A 20,081-nucleotide genomic window follows, 5' to 3' on the forward strand; every position below is an offset into this window, starting at 1 on the left:
CTCTCGTCTTGTGCCGATCTCATTCTGTCGAGCTGGCGTGCCCGCGCGATAATCTCGTCTCGGACCAGGACGACCCAGTTATGGGTCGGCCCAGCTTCACTGTCGTTTCGGGCCGGCACGATCAGCGCCGTGCATGCAAGGACGCGTGAATTGCTCTCCCGGTTTGCCTGCAGGTTCAGACCTCCCAGCGGCTGGCGGGGTATTCGCCTGCGAAATGTGATGCTGCGTTGGCGCTCACTCTTCCACACCATTGTCTTCGACCCCTTGCAGCGATACGGAAGACATGTCTCCCGCACCCATTCTTTTTAGCTTCTTTGCAGCTTGAACATGCTGCAGCGCGCGCGCGCTCTGCAGCCACCTGATCGCTTCGGCCTTGCTGGCGTCCGTGTTGTCGGCTTCGAGTTCCAGGGCGAGATGGAACATTGCCGTGGTGCTGCCTGCATTCGCGGCTCGCAGCTCCCATTCGCGCGCCTTCTTCGGATCCTTGTCGACGCCGATGCCGTATTTGTAGACCTCGGCTAGCCTGTACATGGCGTCGGGAGTATCCCATCCCGTGCTGGCCGAAGCCCTTTCCAGCCAGAGGATTCCTGCCTCGGGATCACGCTGGGTGCCAAAGCCGGATAAAAGCGCGATGCCGGCTCCGATCATCGCGGACGTATGACCTTCCCGGGCACCGCGCATATTCAGTCGGAAGTTCTGCGACGCATCGACCTCAGGTCCGATTGCTGCACCATATGTCTCCGCAAGGTCATGCCAGGCAAATGCATAGCCGTGCTCGGCCGCAGTGCGCAGCAGCTGAACGGCCTTGTCTTTTTCTCTTTTGACACCGCTGCCCCACATATAGGCCAGGCCAAGGTCGCGCGTTGCCATGTGGCTTCCTGCATCGGAGGAGATCTTCAGATGGGTCGCAGCAGCAGCGAGATTGCGCGTCACGCCGGCCCCGTCCCGATAGGCGCGTGCCATGCGCATGTTGGCGGTCGGGTCATCGGGATGGAGCGCAAGCACTTGGCGGTAGTAGCCAATGGCCTTTTCGCCATCGCCTTTAACGTGCTTGCCATCCATGTAGAGGTCGCCAAGTTTCAGGAGTGCATCGACATCACCCTTCTGTGAGGCCTGCTCCAAGAGTTCGAGGCCGGTGGGGACATCTTTGGCATCCCCCTTTCCCTCGATGTAGACATTTGAAAGCGCAACGGCGGCGCCGGGAATCCTAGCACCCGTGAGTTCGCGCAGCATCGAGGCGCCCTGAAGGTTCAGGCGTATATCCGATGGCATCAGCATGGCGCTCGCCAGATGCACCTTCTCGCGCGGAACGTCGCTCGCCGTCTTCAGGGCTAGGCGCAGCCATTCTGCCCCGACGTTCGGATTTTGGGCCCGCTCGGACACATATTCGTAGAGCTCAACGGCCGCCGGGCTGTTGTTTTTTCGCGCGGCAGTCGTCAGTCGCTCGATCGCTTCGTCCAGCTTGCCATTTGCCTTGAGGAACCGCGCCATTTCAACCGGCGCTTCCCGGTTCCCGGCGGCGATCGCATCGGAGAAGGCCTCATGCGCGTCGCGAAATGCGGTCTCTCCGCCACGCGAGAGATAGAGGTTCGCCAGGCTGACGAGGGCATCGGTGGCGCCAAGCGAAATCGCCTTCTTGTAGAGCGTGACCGCCCGGTCGAAATCCTGCCCGACGATTTCACCGTCGGCATAGGCCTCGGCCTCCTTCAGCATGGCGCTTTCGCTGCCGGCGCGCGACGCGCGCTGGATATAGGGGAAGGCTTTCTTGCGCTTGTTGATATCAGCGGACGACAGATAGACATCCGCCAGGCGATTGAGCACCTCCACCGACTCGGCCGCTGCCAGAGCTCGGAGATAGAGGTCAATAGCCTTCGTCTCGTTGATCTCTCCAACAACACCCTTGGCGTACATGTCGCCGAGGAGCAGTTGGCCGGTGACGCTTCCCTTCGCGGCTAGCTCGTTCAGCTTCTCGACCGCAAGCTCAACGTTTTCGTGGCTTCTCAGCGATGGGGCATCGATAACCAAATGGGCAAATCTCGTGAGAGCGGAATTGGATCCGTTCTTGACCCCGAGCCGGAAAATGTTTGCAGCACGCGTCTGGTCTATTACGACACTTGCGCCGTCGCGAAAGCTTTCGCCAATGCGGATCAGATCTTCACCATTGGCGACATCGCCGGCCATCGTCGCCTCATAGAGTTGGTCCGACGACCGCCTGCGCTGTTCGGCGGTTTCCTGCAATGCCCGGGAGTAATAGAGGACCGCCGTCGCGTCCTTGGCGTCGATCAGCTTGGCAATCCACATATCATAGACTTGTGGCGGGACGTTCAATGGACCGGCGTCGGCAAAGTCGCGCACCAATTCCTGCGCGGCTTCGATCGATCCAGCGGTGGCGGCTGCCTGGTATTGTTCGATAGCGGCGGCAGGATCGAAGAGCGGCGTATCAGGTTCGCCGAGCAGACGTGCGACCCAGACAACGGCTGTGATCTGGCCCAGCTGCGCAGACTTTCGATACCAGGCCAGAGCTTGTTTCTGATCCTCGGGCTTGTCCGACAGCCTTCGATAATATCCGCCGAGATCGAAGGCGGCGCCTGCATCTCCGCGCTGAGCGCGCTGGCGCAGCAGGTTGAGGCCGAAGTTCGTCATTGCGGCCGCCTCGGCCGGTGTCGCGCCGGGCAGCTTCGCCAGCTCGAATGCTGCCGCGCCGTCACCGAGGCGAAGGGCAAGATTGAGGTTATTGCGCGCTTCCTCAGCGCGGTTCGGAAACGATGCCAGCTTCTGCCCGCGGACATAGGCCGCCTCGGCATTGCCAGTCTTGATAACGTCATCCAGCAGGGTGAGCGCGCGATCGACGTCAACTGGCCCTCCTTCGCCTGCCAGCATCATCTTGGCGAGCAGAAGCTTTGCTTCTGCTTGTCTGGCACCGGGCAACGTCACGGCGGCCCCAAGGGCTTGGCGTGCTTTCGGGAAGTTTGGAACTCTCAGCGAATTGGCGGTCGAGACCGCTACTCCGCCCCGCAACTGCTTGGCGATCTTCAGAAGTCCCTCGCCGTCGTTTTGCTGTATCAACAGATCGACCTGTTCGGCCGGCGTCGCTGTCAGTTCGGCGACGGCCATCATCGGCGTTGAGAAGGCCAGATAGGTGGCTGCAAGCAAAACGGAGAGATGCTTCTGGCGTGGTGTCATCCCAGCCTCCAGAAGCATGTGGCGTTGCCGCCGGCGAATTCATCGATGAGAGGACGCTCGTTTGCTCCTTCTCGTTCAAGGAGAGCGCCTGCACGCCGCTGAGTGAAGTTTGCCGGCTCATGAACGGCGAGCGCTTCGAGGAACGCGAGATAGTGGCGTCCGTTGCCCCGGTTTTCCAGGAAGCCGAAATCCGGCTTCATGAAATCCTGTTCCGGCCCTGGAATGTAGTTCTCGGCGGCGTAGGCATTGACCAGGATCGGGTTGGTCATGCCATTCATCCAGTAGGACAGGACCGTCCACATGGATTTGTGCTTCCCATCGGCCGCCGTCGCGTCGAACAAGTCGTCCTGCCCGCCCGCTGCAATTTCAGCCATGACGGTCATGCTGGTCAGCGACTGGCGCATGTACCAGAGTGCGCGTGCACCGCGACGGGTTTCTAGCGGCAGGCTGCCATCGGCGCGGGCGTCATCCAGGATAACGCGAAAGCGGTCGAGCCCCTTCTGGTAAAGTGCCTGGTCACCCGTCAGGCTACCCCAGGCCATCAGGACGCTGTCGGCCAGATAGCGGTGATTGTTATAGTCGACGCTTCCCTCGAAAATCTGATCGGTGCGTCGAACCAGCGGATCGATCCAGACAATTAGCTTCTGCTTCTCGTCATCGCTAAGCCCGTCGCGGATGATCGAATAGGCCACCACAGTCGGCAGCATCAGGCGTTTCAGAGCATAGTAGGCGTCGTGAATTTTCTCGGTTTCAGAGAATGCACTGGCGTCCGCCCACTTCAACAGAAAGGCCTTAAGCATTTCCTCGGCGCGTTTATCGCCAGCGAGCGCGCGCCCGGACAGAACCATGACCGCCCATGCGTATTGGTTGCCAGACTGGTCTGTGCCGTATCCCTCTGTGGTCGTCAGACCCTTGATGACCTCGATGTTCAGCCATTTGGCGTCGGCATCGACTGCAAGGCACGCCTTGCGCGCATCGGATGATGGATTTTGCGCGAGAAAGGCCTTGCGCGCCTTTACATCAAACAGCCCTTGATAGCCGCCGTTCGCCGCTTGGCTTACGGATGCCTGTGTCGAGCTCGGCAACACTGTTGCGCTGAGAATGGCTGCGACCAGGGCGATCCCGCTACGTGCCGCGAGGAGAAAATGAGCCGCATTTTTCAAGTGTTGTCTCCTTTTCCATGGAAACTTTCGAATTGCACGGAGCCGCGGGCGTCCGTGCAGTTGCCGGAAGTTTTGCTGTCAAAGAAAAGTGCGTCGTTCTCCCCCAGGAACCCCGCCTCCCGGAATGCACATTCGTAATTTGCCGGCCGCTGCGGACGGCAGCTAGATGCGATTGCAACATCCTGATGTCCATTGAATCGCAGCACATGTCCCTCGAACGGGCGTGCGTCGCCGTCAAGCAGGCGGCCTTCCTGATTGCGGAATTCGTTCTTTGCCAGCGTGAGACCCGAGACGCCGGCAGCCTTTATCCCCTTGCCGTTTGCAGCGATCAGGTTGTCCGTCGCAGTGAACGTCGTCAGTGGCACATAGGGATCCATTACCAGATCGCGCTTATGCTCATCCTCTGCGAGCGACAGGTCGCTGATGTAGCCACTGATTGCCTCGAGCTTGTTGCGGACGATGGCGTTGTCATGGACGCCGATATCCCAGCTGTTACGCATGCGCACGCCGGAGCGGCCATTCTCGATGAAGGCGTTGGCAACTGCGAGATTGCAGCTACTCTCGAAGAACGTCAGGCCATCTTGGTCGTTCTCGAAGGAAAGGTTGCCATAGACAAGGTTATCCACGCTGTCACGGTCCAACATCAGGCCGGAGCCCTTGTTGTGGAACACCACGTTGCCGACCTGCCAACTGGCATCGACGCCGCGGGAAATGATGATGCCGTGTTTCACCATGGTATCATGCGCGGTGTTGAGCGCGATCAGCAGTCGATGCGAGCGGTCGTGCGGATCGACGCCATAAAGGACGTTGTTTGCGTACTCGTTGCCGATGAGCGAGATGTCATCGGCCTCGTAGGAATAGAAGCCGTACTCGAAGTTATGAAAATAGTTCTCGACGACAATGCCCGTCGGATTTCGCAATTGTTCGCGAGCCTTGGCGATTGTCTTTGGGCCGGCCGAGAACGTAAGTCCGAAAGACTTCGATGCTGCATATCCCAGCGAATCCAGAACAGATCCGCCAATATACATTTCGGAATTGCTCCAGCCGACGATGAAGGGCCGGAATGCCCCACGCGTGTCTTTGCTGGAATTGCGCGGCTTCTGCAGTGCCTCATCCCACGATGTTACGGTCGTGTCCTGAATGTAGAGTTTGCCGCCGACCGCGAGAAAGGCGCCAGCGGTGGCGGACAAGCGATAGACGGAAGCCTCCTGCCCGGACAGGATCAAGGCGGCGCCCTCGCCAACGAGCAGTGGCGCGCGAAGCGTGACGATATCGCCCTCCCGTTCGACCAACGGCTCGCCAGCGGCGCTATCCAGCTGCATGGCAAGACTACCAAGTGTATAGGTGCCGCTCTGGATGACGATAATCCGCGGATAGAGAAGCCCTTGCGCGCGCGCGGCATGGGAAAGACCGGTAAATCCGCCTGCAAGGTCCTCCATGAACTTGCTTTCATAAGGACTGAGGTTTCCCAATGTTACTGAGATCTGCCCCGGCGTCGGCAGCGGTATCATCGAGCGCGTCGTTGCGGCCGTCTTGCTTATGTCGGGATACCCATATTTGCTGAGCGGGGCGCTCATCACGGCTGTCGTGCGCAGCGACATACGGCCATCGCTGAAGACGGCCTTCGAGGGCTGGGGCAGCCCTTCGTTTCTCGCCTCCAATGATGCCTTCTTCAGCCAGTCTCTGTAGTCTGACGTTTGACCCTTCCCCAGCCCCCAACCAAGCCGGTCAAGGTGGCGCAACTGCGCCTGTGCAATGGCGCGAAACGTGGCCACACGCAGTATCGGATCGCGAATGTCTTTGGTGGCAAGGATGGCCGTCTTGACATAGGCCGGATCGTTCGCGGCCGCGATCATGACCTCGGCTTTCAGATGCTCGTCGCTGGCCGCAGGCTGGCTGTCGAAGTAGGCGATAGCGGTCTTCGTGTCACCTGACAACGCAGCCCGGCTCGCGATGCGTCCAGCTGCCTTCGCCTTCAGCTTCTCGTCGGAAATCTTGCTGACGAGCTTCTTGGCAAGCTCGATCTGGTTGGACTTCGATAGGTAATCAATGATGTCGAAGAACAGGTCATCACGCTTATCTGCCTTGTCCACCCCGCCTGCATAGGAGATCGCCTGGCCCACGACATCGGCCGCCTTCTCGGCTCCGTCCTTTGCGGATATCTCTTTGGCAAGTCGCAGGAGCGCCTCGACACGATACTCCGGTTCCTTGATGGAGCTTGCCAGGCCCATGGCATCATCGGTCTTGCCATTGCGTGCCCAGACGCGGACAATTTCCGACTGCACGCGGCCTTTGTCTTCGTCGTTTGCTATCTCGTCGGCGATCTTCGTGGCGGCATCGAGGTCTCCTTCTCGCGCCTTGGCGCGGCCTATGCCCGAGAGCGCCTGCTCACGGTCCTTGAGGGTGGTGATCTTCGGGAGAAGCGCTTCGGCCTTCTTCAAGTCGTCGCTGTCTGCGAACGCCTTGGCAAGGTTGCCGAGGGCATTGGATGCGCCCTTCATGTCGGTGAGCTGATCTGCGAAGGCTTGGGCATCATCGAACCGCTTGAGGTCGGTCGCTCCGCCGATAGCGGCAATCAGCGCCGCTTCCCTCGCATCGCCGCTTAGTGCTTTGACAATCTCCGTGCCACGGTCGTATTGCTGGGAGGCCATCTTCGCCAGGCCGCGATCACTGAGTTCGGAGGCAAGGGTGAAGTCGATCTCCGCAAGCCCCGGGCCGGTTTCCATCACGTCGGTCATTGCGGTCGCGTCGATCAGGCGGTCGGCATCGACACGGTTCTTGACGATGCGGACGATGAGGTCCTCCTGATCGCTTCGATCGGCCAAACTCGTGGCAAAAACCGGGAACAGGTTCACTGCATTCGCCTTGAGGGCCGCGCTCAGGACGTCATTGACGGTGTCCGCGCGGTGTTCGGACGACTCCGGATCGACGGCGAGAGCAAACAGCAGGGCTTGCTCTATCCGGCCGGCCTTGAGGTCGGCCTTCACTGCCGCCGAGATGTCGTCGAATTTGGCGGCCTTGATTTCCTTCTTGCCGAGTTTCTTGTCGCCGAGCAGCCGCAGGGCGATATCATAGCGGGCAAAGCCACGCATGCGCGCCGGCCACATGCCGCCGACCGCCTTGTTGACGATGTTCGAGGTCAGCTGCGGTTCGACATAGGCGCCGACCTGGGCGATGTTGTTAAGCGCGGCATTCTTCTCTTCAGCCGAGGTGATCTGCACGCTGACATCGATTGCCCTTTCCAAGAGGGTCAAAGCGGCATCGTGGTCGCTCGCGATCTGCCTCGCATAGTCGGCCAGCGCCGATACTTTGAGTTCCGGTGCCGATAGGGCGTCGATAAGGTCGTCGATCCTCAGCCTAGTCGTAACGCGTGCGTCCGGGTCGGCGCCCTTGTCGGTCAGGCTTGAAAGCGTGGCGCTCAGCGTCCCTGTTGTGACGACATCAGACGTAATGCCGGCCGCCTCGAGGTCGGCAATGCTCGCTTTGGCAGCCTCGTCACCACCTTCCGCGCTCACCGAAAGTGCGGCAAGCTGGTCGCGGGCCCGGTCATAGGCTTTGATCCGCTCGGCAGGTGTCTTGGCCTTGTCGACATCCAGAACAGATTGCCGGATTTTCTCGACGATCTGCTGAACGCTATCCAATGTCTGAGCGTATGCAGGATACGTCCCGATTGCGCCGAACAGGGCGGTCGCGGTCAAAACCGAGGCGGTCAATCCAGCGAGGTATCGTTTTTTGCTCATTCGCATTAACTCCCTCAACTCCCTCATCCATTGGTTTCGGTAGCAGGTTGGCTCTCTGTGCCGGTTGTGCTGACGGCGTTGTTCAGCTTTTCCGGCAGGTTCGCGGTCGTCCAGGGCGACTGCACAAACCGCACCGTTACAGGCGTTCCCACGATGGAGGAGAGATTTGCGTCTCCGACGTCGATGTTGATCGGGATCTTGTTGCCGGACTCCAGATTGGTGCTTGTAAGCTTCGGCAGATCCCGGATGGTCGCGTTCGAGATTTGTTCGCCATGCGGAAGCTCGACCAGAACACGGGCGCCCCTAAACAGACGCAAGGCCTGGGAATAATCGACCATCGCCACGACGTGCGGCTTGGCGTTTTGCATGCTGAGAGAAAGAAGCCGCTGTCCGGCTCGGACCTGGCTGTCCAATCCTACCTGAGCATCCTGAATGATGCAGTCACAACGGGCCAGCACGGTAATGCTGCGGTTGTTGGCCGTCGGCAGGATCGTCGCCACAGGATCACCGGCCTTCACTGCCCCTTGTGTCACGATGTTGGTGACGACACCGTCCGATGGTGCGATCACGGCAGCGGAATCGATCGTCACAAGTGACTCGTCGGCACGGAAGGTCCAGAGTTTCTGATAAAGCGCGCCCCACAGAAAAAGCAGTACCCCGAGACCGAGGATCGACGTCACGCCAATTCGCAGAATCCGCCTGGCCACTGCCTTGTACCGCTCGGCAGAAGACGGTTCTTGCGAGCCGGAATCCTTCTTGCGATTGCGCGGATCGATGGAGCGGCTTGATAGATCGAGGACATCGTTGAGGGTGACGACTTCGCCAGTCAGATGGGCATCACGCACATAGCGCAGAAAGCGGAGCTTTTCCTCCGTCAGCGACATGTACTGGAAGCCCGTGCGTCCCTTCGCGGGGTCGCAATAGCGAACCTGTGCATCGACCCTTAGCGTAAACACAAAGCCGTCGAAGGGGAATTCAAGGTCCACCGGGAACGTCTTGAATTCGGGCAGGACCGTCTTTCCGGTCGCAACGCCTATGCCTCCGACCGACCAGTCGAGGCAGTTGTATCGATATCCGTCGATAACGCATTTCAACGGGAGTTTGTAGCGTGCGTGCTGGCGTTGTACATCCGCTTCGAATTTTACGACGTTCATAGCCACTCCCTCAATTAATCGGATCCAGCCCGTAGGCCATTGCAAGTATGGATGCGTCTGGAATTGGCAATTGCCCAAGGACGAGGGCGACAATCGTTATGAAAAGCGCGATCGCGATGACATGAACAAGCGTTGACGAAGCTTCGCGCGCGCGGCTTTGAAGGCGTGTCCGGCTATCTGCAAGCGTCGTCTTCTGGCGCGTCCACTTTTGTTTGTTCAGGTGGAAGAAAATGTAGGTTTTGACGATCGATCCGTAGATCTGATTGAAATAGATGAAGAAGGGATAGAGGGCCGAAACGCGGCGGCGCGAATTGAACAGCATCAACGTTAGCAGGTAGCGCGTGGCGAGCACCCAAAGAAGATAGATGAGGAAGGCGAAGGGCGTTTCGAACACCCCGACGAGGAAAACCATCGCCAGTCCCGCGAGTGAGGTCCACATCGAGACGCGCTGATCGAAGATCGTCCACCACGTGAAGAAGCCGACCCTTGACGGGCCTAGTGCCAGCGCCCGTGAATTCGTACGCAGCATATTGCCGAACCAGCGCACCATCAGTTGTGTCGCCGCCGGCAGGAAGTATTTGGATGGAGGCTCCTCGACGGTCGCAACGACAACGTCGGGGATGTAGAGCATCTTGTAGCGGTTGCGCAGCAGCCAGAACCAGCTCGACTTGTCGTCTCCGGTCAGGAATTTCAGCCGGCCGAACCGCCAGTGATCGACGTAGTCGGATTCGACCTGCCTGACAAAATCGGGATTGCAGATAATCGACGCCCTGAACATCGACATGCGTCCGGTCAGCGTCAGCACCTTGCGCGACAACCCATTCGAAGACATGAGGATATGGCGCTGCGCGAAGCGCAGGCTGTACCAGATATGGAACTTTGCCTTGCCGTGGACGCACGAGACTTCATCTGTCGTGAGTGCGCCGACGCTGTTGTCCGCTCGGAAAAAGCCCACGCATTTGCTGACAAGATCAGGTGGAACGATCGAGTCGCCGTCGATGACGGCCACCACATCGTCGGCCTTCGGCTCCTGTCGCGAGATTGCACGGAAGGCATAGGCCAGCGCATCGCGCTTGCCGGTACCGGCGATGCGAGTGATGACGAGGCGAACATTGGTGTCTTCGCCGCAGATCAGGCTGTAGAGCAACTTGATGAGACGCTGGTCTCCCATTTCGACGATGGAAGCGACCACGGTGGCACCACCGGGTGCACGCTTTGCGGCTTCGAACGCGGCGCGGTAAACGGCTGCCGTGGTGTCGCCGTCAATGCGGAAACTGGTGACAAGGAAAAAGACGTGCTGATCGCCCAAGGTGGCCGCGCTCTTGCGCATTGCATCCTCGGCCTCGGCGCGCATCTTGGGAAAGACCATCGAGCGGTAGATGTTGGAGCGCACAAAATGCGCGAGGCCCCAACCGTAACGCCACACGGCGAGGAAGCCGAGGCCGAAAAGGGCACCGGAATGGGCGCTGACAAGACTATCGAGTGGTGTAATGCAAGCGATGCTAAGGATCAGAGCAATATAGGCGAGATGCGCTTCAAGGGTTTCACTCCAGGTGACGAGCCACGAAGCGGATCCGGCGTCGCGGCCGTCGGGCGACGACGCCAGTAGACGATCTACTGGTGCGGCAACCGGCCCATAGCCGTCAGCGTATTGCATTCCTGCCATCGGTTCCTGCCTCGATGTTTATGCATGCAATGCAGTGTGAGAAGCACTCCGGCTTCCCTTTGCTTTTGTTTGAATAGGTGCGCCGGCCACGCCAAGCGGCCAGCGTAAGCACGTCACCAGCACAGGCCGTGATAGACGACGTTTTTGTTTTCCGGCGTTTCGATGCGTGCCAGATCGATGACCGTCACCGGTTTACCAGCGGTCTCGATCGCATCCTTGAGACCCGGGTATTTGTTGCCGACCACGATGACTTCGGATCTCGCGATGACATCCTTGATGTTGTCGTGGAGTAGCGGCGCGATGTGCTTGAGAAAGTTGCGGCCCTGGCTCGCATCCCTGGCAACATGCGGATCGTAGATCGACACGTCCTTGCCCTTGCCAAGAAAACCCTCGACGAGTTCAAGCAGTGGGCTTTCCCTAAGGTCATCCGTGTCGGCCTTGAAGGTCACACCGATAAAGCCGATCGCTTCATGCGATGCAGCGTCGACCAGCGAACGCGCGTGCTCGATCTGCACGACATTGGCAAGGCGTGCGGCGTCCAAGACCGGTGTCGGCACGTTCATTGAGCGGCCAAGTGCCGTTAACGCCCGCAGGTCCTTTGGAAGGCAGGAGCCGCCATAGGCGAAGCCCGGTTTCATATAGGCCCGGGATATGTTGAGGCGCGTGTCGGAGCACAGCACGTCCATGACGACATGGCTGTCGATGCTCTTGGCCTTGCAGATATTGCCGATCTCATTGGAGAAGCTGATCTTGACGGCATGCCAGCAGTTGTTGGCGTACTTCACGATCTCCGCGCTGCGCATCGGAATGACATGCGGTGCGACGCCAATATGGCTGACAAGAGCCTTGAGCGCATCAATGGAGCGCGTGTCGTCCGCATACTGCCCGAACACGATGGCGCCGGGCTTGTAGTAGTCGGCGATCGCCGTGCTTTCGCGAAGGAATTCGGGATAGTAGGCAACGCCGAAATCACGTCCGGCGATCTTGCCTGAGGCCCTTTCCAAGGTTGGAATGACGAGCTCTTCCATGGTCCCCGGAAGGATCGTCGAGCGCATGACGACGATATGAAACTCGGCCTTGTGCCGCAGCGCCTTGCCGATGTCTTCGCAGACCTGGCGAACGTGATTGGTGTTGAGTGTGCCATCCGGCAGGCTCGGCGTTCCGACACAGCAGAACGAGATGTCGGTATCGTTGATGGCGTCCGTTGCCGAGTGGGTTGCGCTCAGCAGGTCGTTGGCGTGGGCGCTCTGCAGCAACTCATCCAGGCCCGGCTCTACGATTGGCGCCTCACCTCCGGCAAGACGCTCGACTTTGAACCGGTCTGGATCAACAGCGACGACGGCAAAGCCGTCCTTGCTGAGGCATGCGGAGGAGACGCAACCGACGTAGCCGGCGCCGAAAATGCTCACACGATATCGAGGGGCCTCGGTGCTCGGATAGTAATTGTCTAGAACAGAAACTTTTTGTTTGGAGGCAAGGCGGACGGAATTCAGTTCAATTTCCATGTGTAACCTCGTCTGCGCACAATTAAACCCTCCGGCGAATTCTTTCGCCGGGACACATGCTTACAGTCAAAGGAAACCCCCACCAGACGTAGTTTTTTACCCGTCTTTGTTGTCGCGGTACATAGATGCTAAGCGCAAATAACGTTGTATGCAATAGATAAAAATTAACCAAAACTAATATAGTTTGAGCAACTCATACTTACGTTAAAAATAAGTAAGCTAAATCAAATGATTAGGATCCGACTTGATGGATGCTAATCATAGAGACCAAGGGCGAGTTCTATCGTTCTGACTTGTTAATTGCCAGCTTTTTCGCGATCAAATCGGTACAGGTAAAGTTATTTTGCTTTGGGACTTTGCAAGATTGCTAAGGCGCCTACAGATACTATGCATGGCAAGTATTACTGTTATTTTGCCGTCGCGCTCCGGAAAGCGTCTGGCGTGCGCGCGCTCATGTGAATATCGCCTCCCATCTGCTGGGATGCCAAGAGCTTGCTACCTGATCACCCCTTCACAGCACCGGCGGTCATTGAACCGGAAATTTGTCGATACATGACAAGGCCCAGCACGGCGGGCGGCAGAGCGCCGAGCATCATGACGGCCGATGCCGTGCCCCACTGCACGCCGCCGCCGCTGGCGGCAAAGAAAAAGGAGGCCCCGACGGTCATCGGGACGGCCCGGCTGGTGGTCAGCATCAGGCCGAAGAGGAACTCGTTCCAGGCCGTGATGAAGCCGAAAATGAAGGTCGTCACCAATGCTGGCCTGACCACCGGTCGGATGATCATGATCATCACCTGCCAGGAGCTGGCGCCATCGACTTTCGCTGCCTCGTCGAGCTCCAACGGCACGTCGGAAATGGCGTTGACCATGATGACGAGCGCAAGCGGCGTATTGACGATCGTCAGGATGAGGCCCAGTCCGAGCTGCGTGTCAAGCAGGCCAAGCCATTGATACATCATATAAAGCGGGATTGCGAAGATGATCAATGGCACGGCCCGCAAGTTGATGATGATCGGCAAGAGCGTGCGCTTGCCCGCATCGCTTCGCGCGATCGCATAGGCTGCCGGGAAGGCAAGGATGATCGCCAGGCTCGTTCCGATGAGTGATGCGATCGTGCTGTTGAAGAGATAGGAATAGATGTTGAATCGGTTAGTCTCAGTCAGAATGTGAAGGTAATTCTCGAATGTCGGCTGACCGACCCATAGGCCGGGATTGATCGACAGTTCTTTCGCACTCTTCAGCGAGGTGACGAGCGTAACGATGACCGGAAAGTTCATCGCGAGCGCGGCGATCGCAAAGACGAGCCAACGAGCAATGTTCAGCATCGCTATACCCTTTTGCGTCCGGCAAGCCAGTTGAGGCCATAAAGCACCGCAAGCGATGCGACGAACAGCACGACGGACGCAGCAACTGCCTTGCCGATCGCACCTCCTTTGAAAAAGGCCTGGTAGATGTAGATCGAAAGCGATGTCGTCGATCCGCCCGCGCCGCTGCCGGTCAGCGCATAGACGTTGTCGAACACGCGAAAGCCGTCGATGAAGCGGATGAAGAAGGCGATCACGAGGGTGGGCAGCATCAGCGGTAGTTCGATCCACCAGAGGATCTTGAACCAGGCTGCGCCGTCGAGTGCGGCCGCCTCCCGCACGTCCAGCGGTATCGCCACGTAGGCCATGTAGAAAAGCAGAAAGGCGAACGGCGTCCACTGCAGCGTCTCGACGACAACGAGGGTGCGAAAGGCATTGTTGATGTCGAGGAAGGCCGGGCTGTCACCGAACCATAGGAAAAGATAGTAGGGTACCGGCCCGGCGAACTCGTGCAGCACAAGCCGATACATCAGGCCGATCATCGCAGGCGCCACCATCAATGGCAGCATCAACGGTGCCATCAGAAACGATCGCTTGGCAAGTAGCGGCGCAAGGAAGATCGCCAGGAACAGGCCGATCAGGCATTCGGCAAGAGCGGTCAGGATGCCAAAGCGCATCGAGAAGGATACGGCCTGCCAGAATTCCCGATCGGCAAGCACCGACGCGTAGTTGCCGAACCCGCTGACGCTTGGACTGCGCAGGTTCTCAAAGCTGACGGTTGAGACCGAGTAGATGAGATTGACGATAGAAGGAAAGCCCAGAAAGAGCAGCAGGAACGCCACAAGCGGCGTCAGGTAGGCTCTGCCTTCGGCACGGTTTACAATAGCCATTATGGTCCGCCGGATTGCCGGCGCCAGGCCAAACCTGACGCCGGGTTTGCCTTACTTCTTCAACAGATCCTGCATGCCCGTCTTGACATGGGCAAGCGCCTCGTCGAGGCCCTGCTGACCGGACCAGTAGCCCGTGAATTCCTTCGCCTGGAGCTCGTAAACCGACAAAGCGTTGGCGGAGGTGGCGCCGTTCATCACGTAGCCGTACTTGCTGGCGAACTCGCCGAGCTTGACGAGATCGGGACGCTCGCTGGAGACCTTGGCGACGACATCGGGCGAGAGGGCCGGAGAGCCGCCGCTCTTGGCATAAAGAAGTGCGGCATCTTCGGTTGCCAGCCATTTCAGGAATTTGGTCGCGCCTTCCTTGTTCTTGGCATTCTTGTTGAGGCCGAGACCGAGGCCGTGGATGTGATCCGCGCGACCGTCGGGGCCGGCGGGCGGCGCAACGATGCCGGTCACGTCCGCGACCGCTGGCGACTTTTCCGCGTTGGTCAGATCGGCCGCTGCCGCATTCCACTGCAGCGCGCTCGCCGCCTGGCCCGAGCCATACGCGGCGTTGGTCTCGGCGTATTCGTAGCTGAGCGAATCCTTTGGCGAAGCGCCGGCATCATAAAGTTTCTTGTAGAGCTCAAGGCCGGCTTTATACGCGTCGGAATCGACGGTGATCTTGCCATCCTTGTCCATCCAGTCGCCGCCATAGGACCGCGGCAGGGATTGAAAGACCATCATGTTGAAGAGCAGGTTTTTCATCTGCAGCACGGTGCCGTAGCGCACCGGGCTTGCAGGATTTGCCTGCTTGCTGAAATAGAGTGAGGTTGCTGCCCAATCGTCCCAGGTCCAACTGTCGGGATCCTTCGGCTGAAGCTCCTTGCCGAGATATTTCTGGGCAATTTCCCCGTATGTCTTCCTTGCCGCCTCGTCCTTCATCAGCGCGTCAAGCAAATCCTTGCGATAGTACATGAAGTGCAAGGACAAATCCGTGGGCACGCCATATTGCTTGCCCTCAAACTGCATCGTCTTGAGGACGGATTCGCCAAACACCTTTGCTGCATCCGAACCCAGTTCCACCGGCTCCATGTAAGGCGCGTAACGGCCGATTGAATAGGTGGCAACGAGGTTGACGTCGAAAGCATTTGAGCCGGCGGCCATGTCGGCCTGCAGCTTGTCGAAGAAACCGTCGCGGTTGAAGAACAGCAGCTGCACCTTATCGGCATCACCGATGCCGGCCTGGGCGTTGTAGGCTTCGACCGTGGCTCTGAGCGCGGTTTCCTCCGAGCCACCCGGCCAACCGAGTACCGTTACAGTTGCGTTTGCCATGCCCGGCAGCGTGACGCTCGCCAGAAGCGCCGCCACAACAGGAAGAGACCTCATTTTGAATTTCATCGTCGTTCCCTTTCTTTTGTTTGGTTTCATGCCATTCGCCCACCGCTACTTGCCCTCTCCGGCAAGGTCTGCGGCGCCAATGATGCCTGCACGATGGCCGAGCTTTGCCGCGACAAGACGCGGGGTAAGCCTCGACGACAGGCCCGATAGGTGAGTGCGCATAAGATCGAGATAGCCCTCGGCCAGGCCGATGCCGCCGCCAATGACGATCACATCAGGATCGAACATCATTTGGATATCCCGGCACAGTGTCGCGGCGCGATAAGCCGAACCGGACATGATGTCGCTCGCCCAGCTCTCTTTGTTGCGGGCGCGGTCGAATACCTCGACGGCATCGGCCGGATGGCCGGTCTTCAACGCCTCGTTGGCGATCCATTTGCCCGAGGTCTGATCTTCGAAAGCAGCCTGCCCCTGCGATGGAGACCGGATCAGGCCAAAGTGGCCGGCAAGCCCTGACAGCGGCTTGCCGTTGATAACAACCCCTCCCCCGATACCGGTCGAGATCGTCAGAAAGACCAGGTTACTGCCTGTCCCTGCCCCAAACTTGTATTCGCCCCAGGCTGCGGCCTGCGCATCGTTGATGGCAAAAGCCGGCCTGCCAAACAGGGCCTCAACGCGGTCGACAAGCGGGTAGCGATCGGGAATCGGGAGCGTCGCCGGATTGAGCGCTGACCAGTTGCCGCCTTCGATGAAGCCGGTCACCGCAATGCCGATCCGTGTGTATCGGTCCCGCCAGGTTGCCGTGCTTGCAGACACGCCCGAAAGCCAGGCGTCAGGGCCGGCGTCTCGTTCGGTCGCAACGACAATCTCTTCCAGAACGGCATCGCCGCTGACGAGCGCTGCCATCGTCTTGGTTCCGCCGATGTCGATGGAAAGCACCGTCTCGCGATGGGCGTTGTGATATGCCTTGTCGATTGCCTCATTGAACCATGAAGTGACGTGTTCGGTGCGGGTGATGGCCGAGCCCACGACGACGGCAAACGCCCCCGCTTGTGCTGCTGCTCGAGCCTGCTCGGGGGAGCGGATGCGGCCCTCGGCGATGACAAAAGGTGTGAGTTGCCGCATCGCCGTGACGAGTTCGATATCGGGGTCGAGCGGTTCCGGCCCGCCAACGTAGCCAGAGAGCGTGGTGCCGACGAAATCGACGCCTGCGGCAAGCGCCCGCCTTGCGTCGTCGAGCGACGAGCAGTCCGCCATCGTCAGCTTGCCCTTCGCCTTCGCGGTGCGGATAAGCTCCTCCACCGAAGCCGGGCGAGGCCGGTTCGTCGCGTCAAAGGCGATGATATCGGCACCGGCATCGGCCAGCGCTTCGGCATCGGCGACGAAAGGCGTGATGCGAACCTGAGTATCGGGAAGATCCCGCTTGACGATGCCGACGATTGGAGCAGAAACGACGGCGCGCACGGCTTTGACATAGGCGACCGACTCGATCCTCAACGCCTTGGCGCCGGCATCACGTGCCGCTTTCGCAAAGCCAGCGACGAAATCGGCATCATCCATCGGCCCGCCGGGAACCGGCTGGCAAGATACGATGAGGCTATTCCTGATGTCTTCCCGTTGCACTCGCGACACTCCAGTTCGGCATCACGATAGAAGGAAAATACCAGATTACAACCAGTTTGTATCTGGTCTTATCGCTGCAGTTCGAAGACGAAATCGTAGACGTCGCCTTTGTACCGTGTCTCACAATATTCCACGATCTGGTCGTCGGGCAGGAAACAGCGTCTTTCGGTCATCAGGAGTGGCGCGCCTATCTCGCAATGAAGATGCCCCGCATCCTCGCTGGACGCCGCCTTCGAGCGCATGCGCTGGATTGCCCGTTGCGGCATGCAACCACGCGCCTCAAGAGCCTCGTAAAGTGAGTCCCGGACCAGATCAGGCGATGGAAGAAAGCGCGTCGGTACGGTTGAGGTCTCGACTGCGATGGGTGTGCCATCAGCCGTGCGCACACGTTTCATTCGGATAACACTTGCGTTTGCCGATACGCCTAGCGCCATCATCTCCGTGGGCGATGGGCGACTTATCTGCTTGGAAATCCACACACATCCGGCCACCATACCACGTGCGCGGATGTCTTCTGTGAAGCTGGTCAACGTCGACATCGACTTCTCGACCCGCGATCCGATCTCCGTCTTGAAGCCATGGCGACGATTGAGAAGGCCTTCTTCCTCAAGCAATGCCAACGCTTTGCGCACCGTCACGCGAGAGAGCGACAGGCTCTCGGCAAGGACCCGTTCGCCGGGCAGGACGGCACCGGCCTTCACGGCGTTGGAGCGAATGGCAGCTTCGATGGCCGACTTGAGCCGCTTGTAAAGGGGCACGTCTGCTGCCGCCAGGCTCAATTGCCTGGCGAGATCTTCAATCAAGCTGATATCCGGCATAGCTCACCTCGCGACCGATCGATCGCTAAAAGATTCTTGGAAATCGTCATCTGGAGCTATACTGGTATTATCTCATTCATGCAAATGCTGCGTGATGGTACCGACGCAGCCTTGGTCGCGCCGTTCGCACGGCTGTCCCAAAAACTACTCCAGTGGCAGGACGACAATCACCAACGTACCGTTGCTGCGGCGGATCGTGCGTACCTTGCCGCCGAAGGCACGAATGCGCCGTTTCTGCATCAGCTTGCCCAGCCGGATTCGTTGAGGGGCAAGGGCCGGCGCTTTGGGTGGGCTGCCGATGTCGGCGATGGCGATCACGATGCGATTGCGTCGCGTGCCGTAGCGCAGCTGCTGTACATTTCCAGGCGCATGCCTGTGGGCATTGATCAAGGCCTCCTGGATGAAACGATAGACGCAGATATTCAAATGCCCCCTGCTGGGATCGACGTCGAGCGCCCCTTTGATGGCCACGCGATTGCCGGTCAGGTCTGTGTGGCGGCGAACGGCAAGCAGGATGGTTTCATTGAGGGAAATGTTATCGAGTTCCGGCAGGACGAGGCCTGAGGAGATGTTGCGGATTTCGTCGAGGACGACCGTTACAAGCCGCAGCAGTCTGCCAATACCCTCGACGGGAACATCCACCGTGTCGCCGCCTCCCAGTGAGGGCTTCATGTCACTCAGCCGCAGCTTGACCAGGGTGAGCACCTGTATTGGCCCATCGTGGAGGTCGCTGCCGATCTGGTCGAGGATCTTTTCGTTGAGCTTGCCGGCCTCCTGCCTTGCGCGCTCCGCTTCAATCCGCAGGCGCCTATTCTGATTGGACAATTCCAGCGCATGCCGCAGGCTGGCTCTGATGGCGGTGTGCTGGTCGTCGATAAGGCGGCTGCCGCTACGCACGATCATATAGAGAAGGGCGAGCATGGGAACGGACACGAACAGTACGATCATCAGCGTCGACCGCCACGCGCCGGCGATCTCGGCAAGCAGGTAGTCGGGTTGCTCGTAGAATTCTCCGACGAGGACGACCTGGCCGGCGTTGTCACGAACCAGCGGCGCATAGACCTCGATGTACTCAGCGTGTCGCTCCTCGCCGGAGTAAGCATGCTTGGAAATCATCGTACGCGATACGACCACCTCTCCAGTGAGCGCGCGCTTTAGCTCGTCAAAGACCTCTTCCTGGTCCACTTTCCGTCCGGCCGTCGAATAAAACAGACTGGCGTCCGGGTTCCAGATCTTGATCTCACGCACATGCTGCCCAAGCGGACTATCGCCAAGGAGCAGATCGAGCTTCGCCTTTACCTCAGGCGAGAGACTCTTCGTGCGGATGTCCTCCTCGGAAATGAGCGGTTCCACGAATGTCTGCAGATAGGCTGCGCCCACGCTGCCGGCACCCTTCATGATCGCCTTCTCGATGCTCTTCGTGGTCCAAAGACCGAGCACGAACATCAGCGCGAGAACAATCAGCGACGCAATAAGGATGAATTTTACCTCGAGGCGTGCATTGCGCACTTTGTCGCGTGCCCATTGCCATACAGCGACCAAGCGCGTTTGCATCCCCCTCTTCGCCTCGCTTTGCGTCAACACCATACTTCCCCCGAATCGGGACGGCCCTGATTATATTAATGTTTGCGAATATTTTTCCCGCTGGCAACAAATACTGATCACGTTCAGTCATGGTGGCGGCGCCTCGATGCACCCACCCATTGGTGTCC

General features: G+C 59.0%; 12 protein-coding genes. All 12 read right to left on the bottom strand.

Going from position 1 to position 20,081, the window contains the following annotated elements:
• Positions 1-234 precede the first annotated feature (234 nt).
• The 12 genes from K9B32_RS23625 to K9B32_RS23680 all read right to left on the bottom strand — a co-directional run bounded on the left by K9B32_RS23625 (position 235) and on the right by K9B32_RS23680 (position 19,923).
• Complete coding sequence (locus K9B32_RS23625; RefSeq protein WP_224566600.1) at positions 235-3,183, bottom strand: tetratricopeptide repeat protein; 2,949 nt, start codon at positions 3,181-3,183, stop codon at positions 235-237.
• Positions 3,180-4,346 (bottom strand): alginate lyase family protein, encoded by a 1,167-nt coding sequence (locus tag K9B32_RS23630; protein WP_224566601.1) that lies wholly within the window; start codon positions 4,344-4,346, stop codon positions 3,180-3,182. The genes K9B32_RS23625 and K9B32_RS23630 overlap by 4 nt, the downstream gene beginning before the upstream one ends.
• Positions 4,343-8,086: a NosD domain-containing protein gene (locus tag K9B32_RS23635; protein ID WP_224566603.1), complete on the bottom strand. Its 3,744-nt coding sequence runs from the start codon at positions 8,084-8,086 to the stop codon at positions 4,343-4,345. The genes K9B32_RS23630 and K9B32_RS23635 overlap by 4 nt, the downstream gene beginning before the upstream one ends.
• 23 nt (positions 8,087-8,109) lie before the next feature.
• Complete coding sequence (locus K9B32_RS23640) at positions 8,110-9,240, bottom strand: PilZ domain-containing protein (protein ID WP_224566605.1); 1,131 nt, start codon at positions 9,238-9,240, stop codon at positions 8,110-8,112.
• Positions 9,241-9,250: 10 nt separating this feature from the next.
• Positions 9,251-10,906: a glycosyltransferase gene (locus K9B32_RS23645; protein ID WP_224566607.1), complete on the bottom strand. Its 1,656-nt coding sequence runs from the start codon at positions 10,904-10,906 to the stop codon at positions 9,251-9,253.
• A 113-nt stretch (positions 10,907-11,019) separates the two neighbouring features.
• Entirely contained in the window at positions 11,020-12,315 is a 1,296-nt protein-coding gene (locus K9B32_RS23650) for a nucleotide sugar dehydrogenase (RefSeq protein WP_318013362.1), read from the bottom strand.
• Positions 12,316-12,914: 599 nt separating this feature from the next.
• Positions 12,915-13,736, bottom strand: coding sequence for a carbohydrate ABC transporter permease (locus K9B32_RS23655; RefSeq protein ID WP_224566611.1), 822 nt, complete (start codon positions 13,734-13,736; stop codon positions 12,915-12,917).
• A gap of 2 nt (positions 13,737-13,738) precedes the next feature.
• A complete protein-coding gene (locus K9B32_RS23660) occupies positions 13,739-14,605 on the bottom strand; it encodes a carbohydrate ABC transporter permease (RefSeq protein ID WP_224566613.1) in 867 nt (288 codons plus the stop codon).
• A 51-nt stretch (positions 14,606-14,656) separates the two neighbouring features.
• Positions 14,657-15,988, bottom strand: a complete 1,332-nt coding sequence (locus K9B32_RS23665) for an ABC transporter substrate-binding protein (RefSeq protein ID WP_224566615.1) — start codon at positions 15,986-15,988, stop codon at positions 14,657-14,659.
• 45 nt (positions 15,989-16,033) lie between these two features.
• Complete coding sequence (locus K9B32_RS23670; protein WP_224566617.1) at positions 16,034-17,551, bottom strand: putative N-acetylmannosamine-6-phosphate 2-epimerase; 1,518 nt, start codon at positions 17,549-17,551, stop codon at positions 16,034-16,036.
• Positions 17,552-17,619: 68 nt separating this feature from the next.
• Positions 17,620-18,369: a GntR family transcriptional regulator gene (locus K9B32_RS23675; RefSeq protein ID WP_224566619.1), complete on the bottom strand. Its 750-nt coding sequence runs from the start codon at positions 18,367-18,369 to the stop codon at positions 17,620-17,622.
• A gap of 144 nt (positions 18,370-18,513) precedes the next feature.
• Positions 18,514-19,923, bottom strand: coding sequence for a sensor histidine kinase (locus tag K9B32_RS23680; RefSeq protein ID WP_224566621.1), 1,410 nt, complete (start codon positions 19,921-19,923; stop codon positions 18,514-18,516).
• Positions 19,924-20,081 lie beyond the last annotated feature (158 nt).

Origin of the sequence: Rhizobium sp. 3T7 (assembly GCF_020166565.1) — a bacterium.
Classification (GTDB): domain Bacteria; phylum Pseudomonadota; class Alphaproteobacteria; order Rhizobiales; family Rhizobiaceae; genus Rhizobium.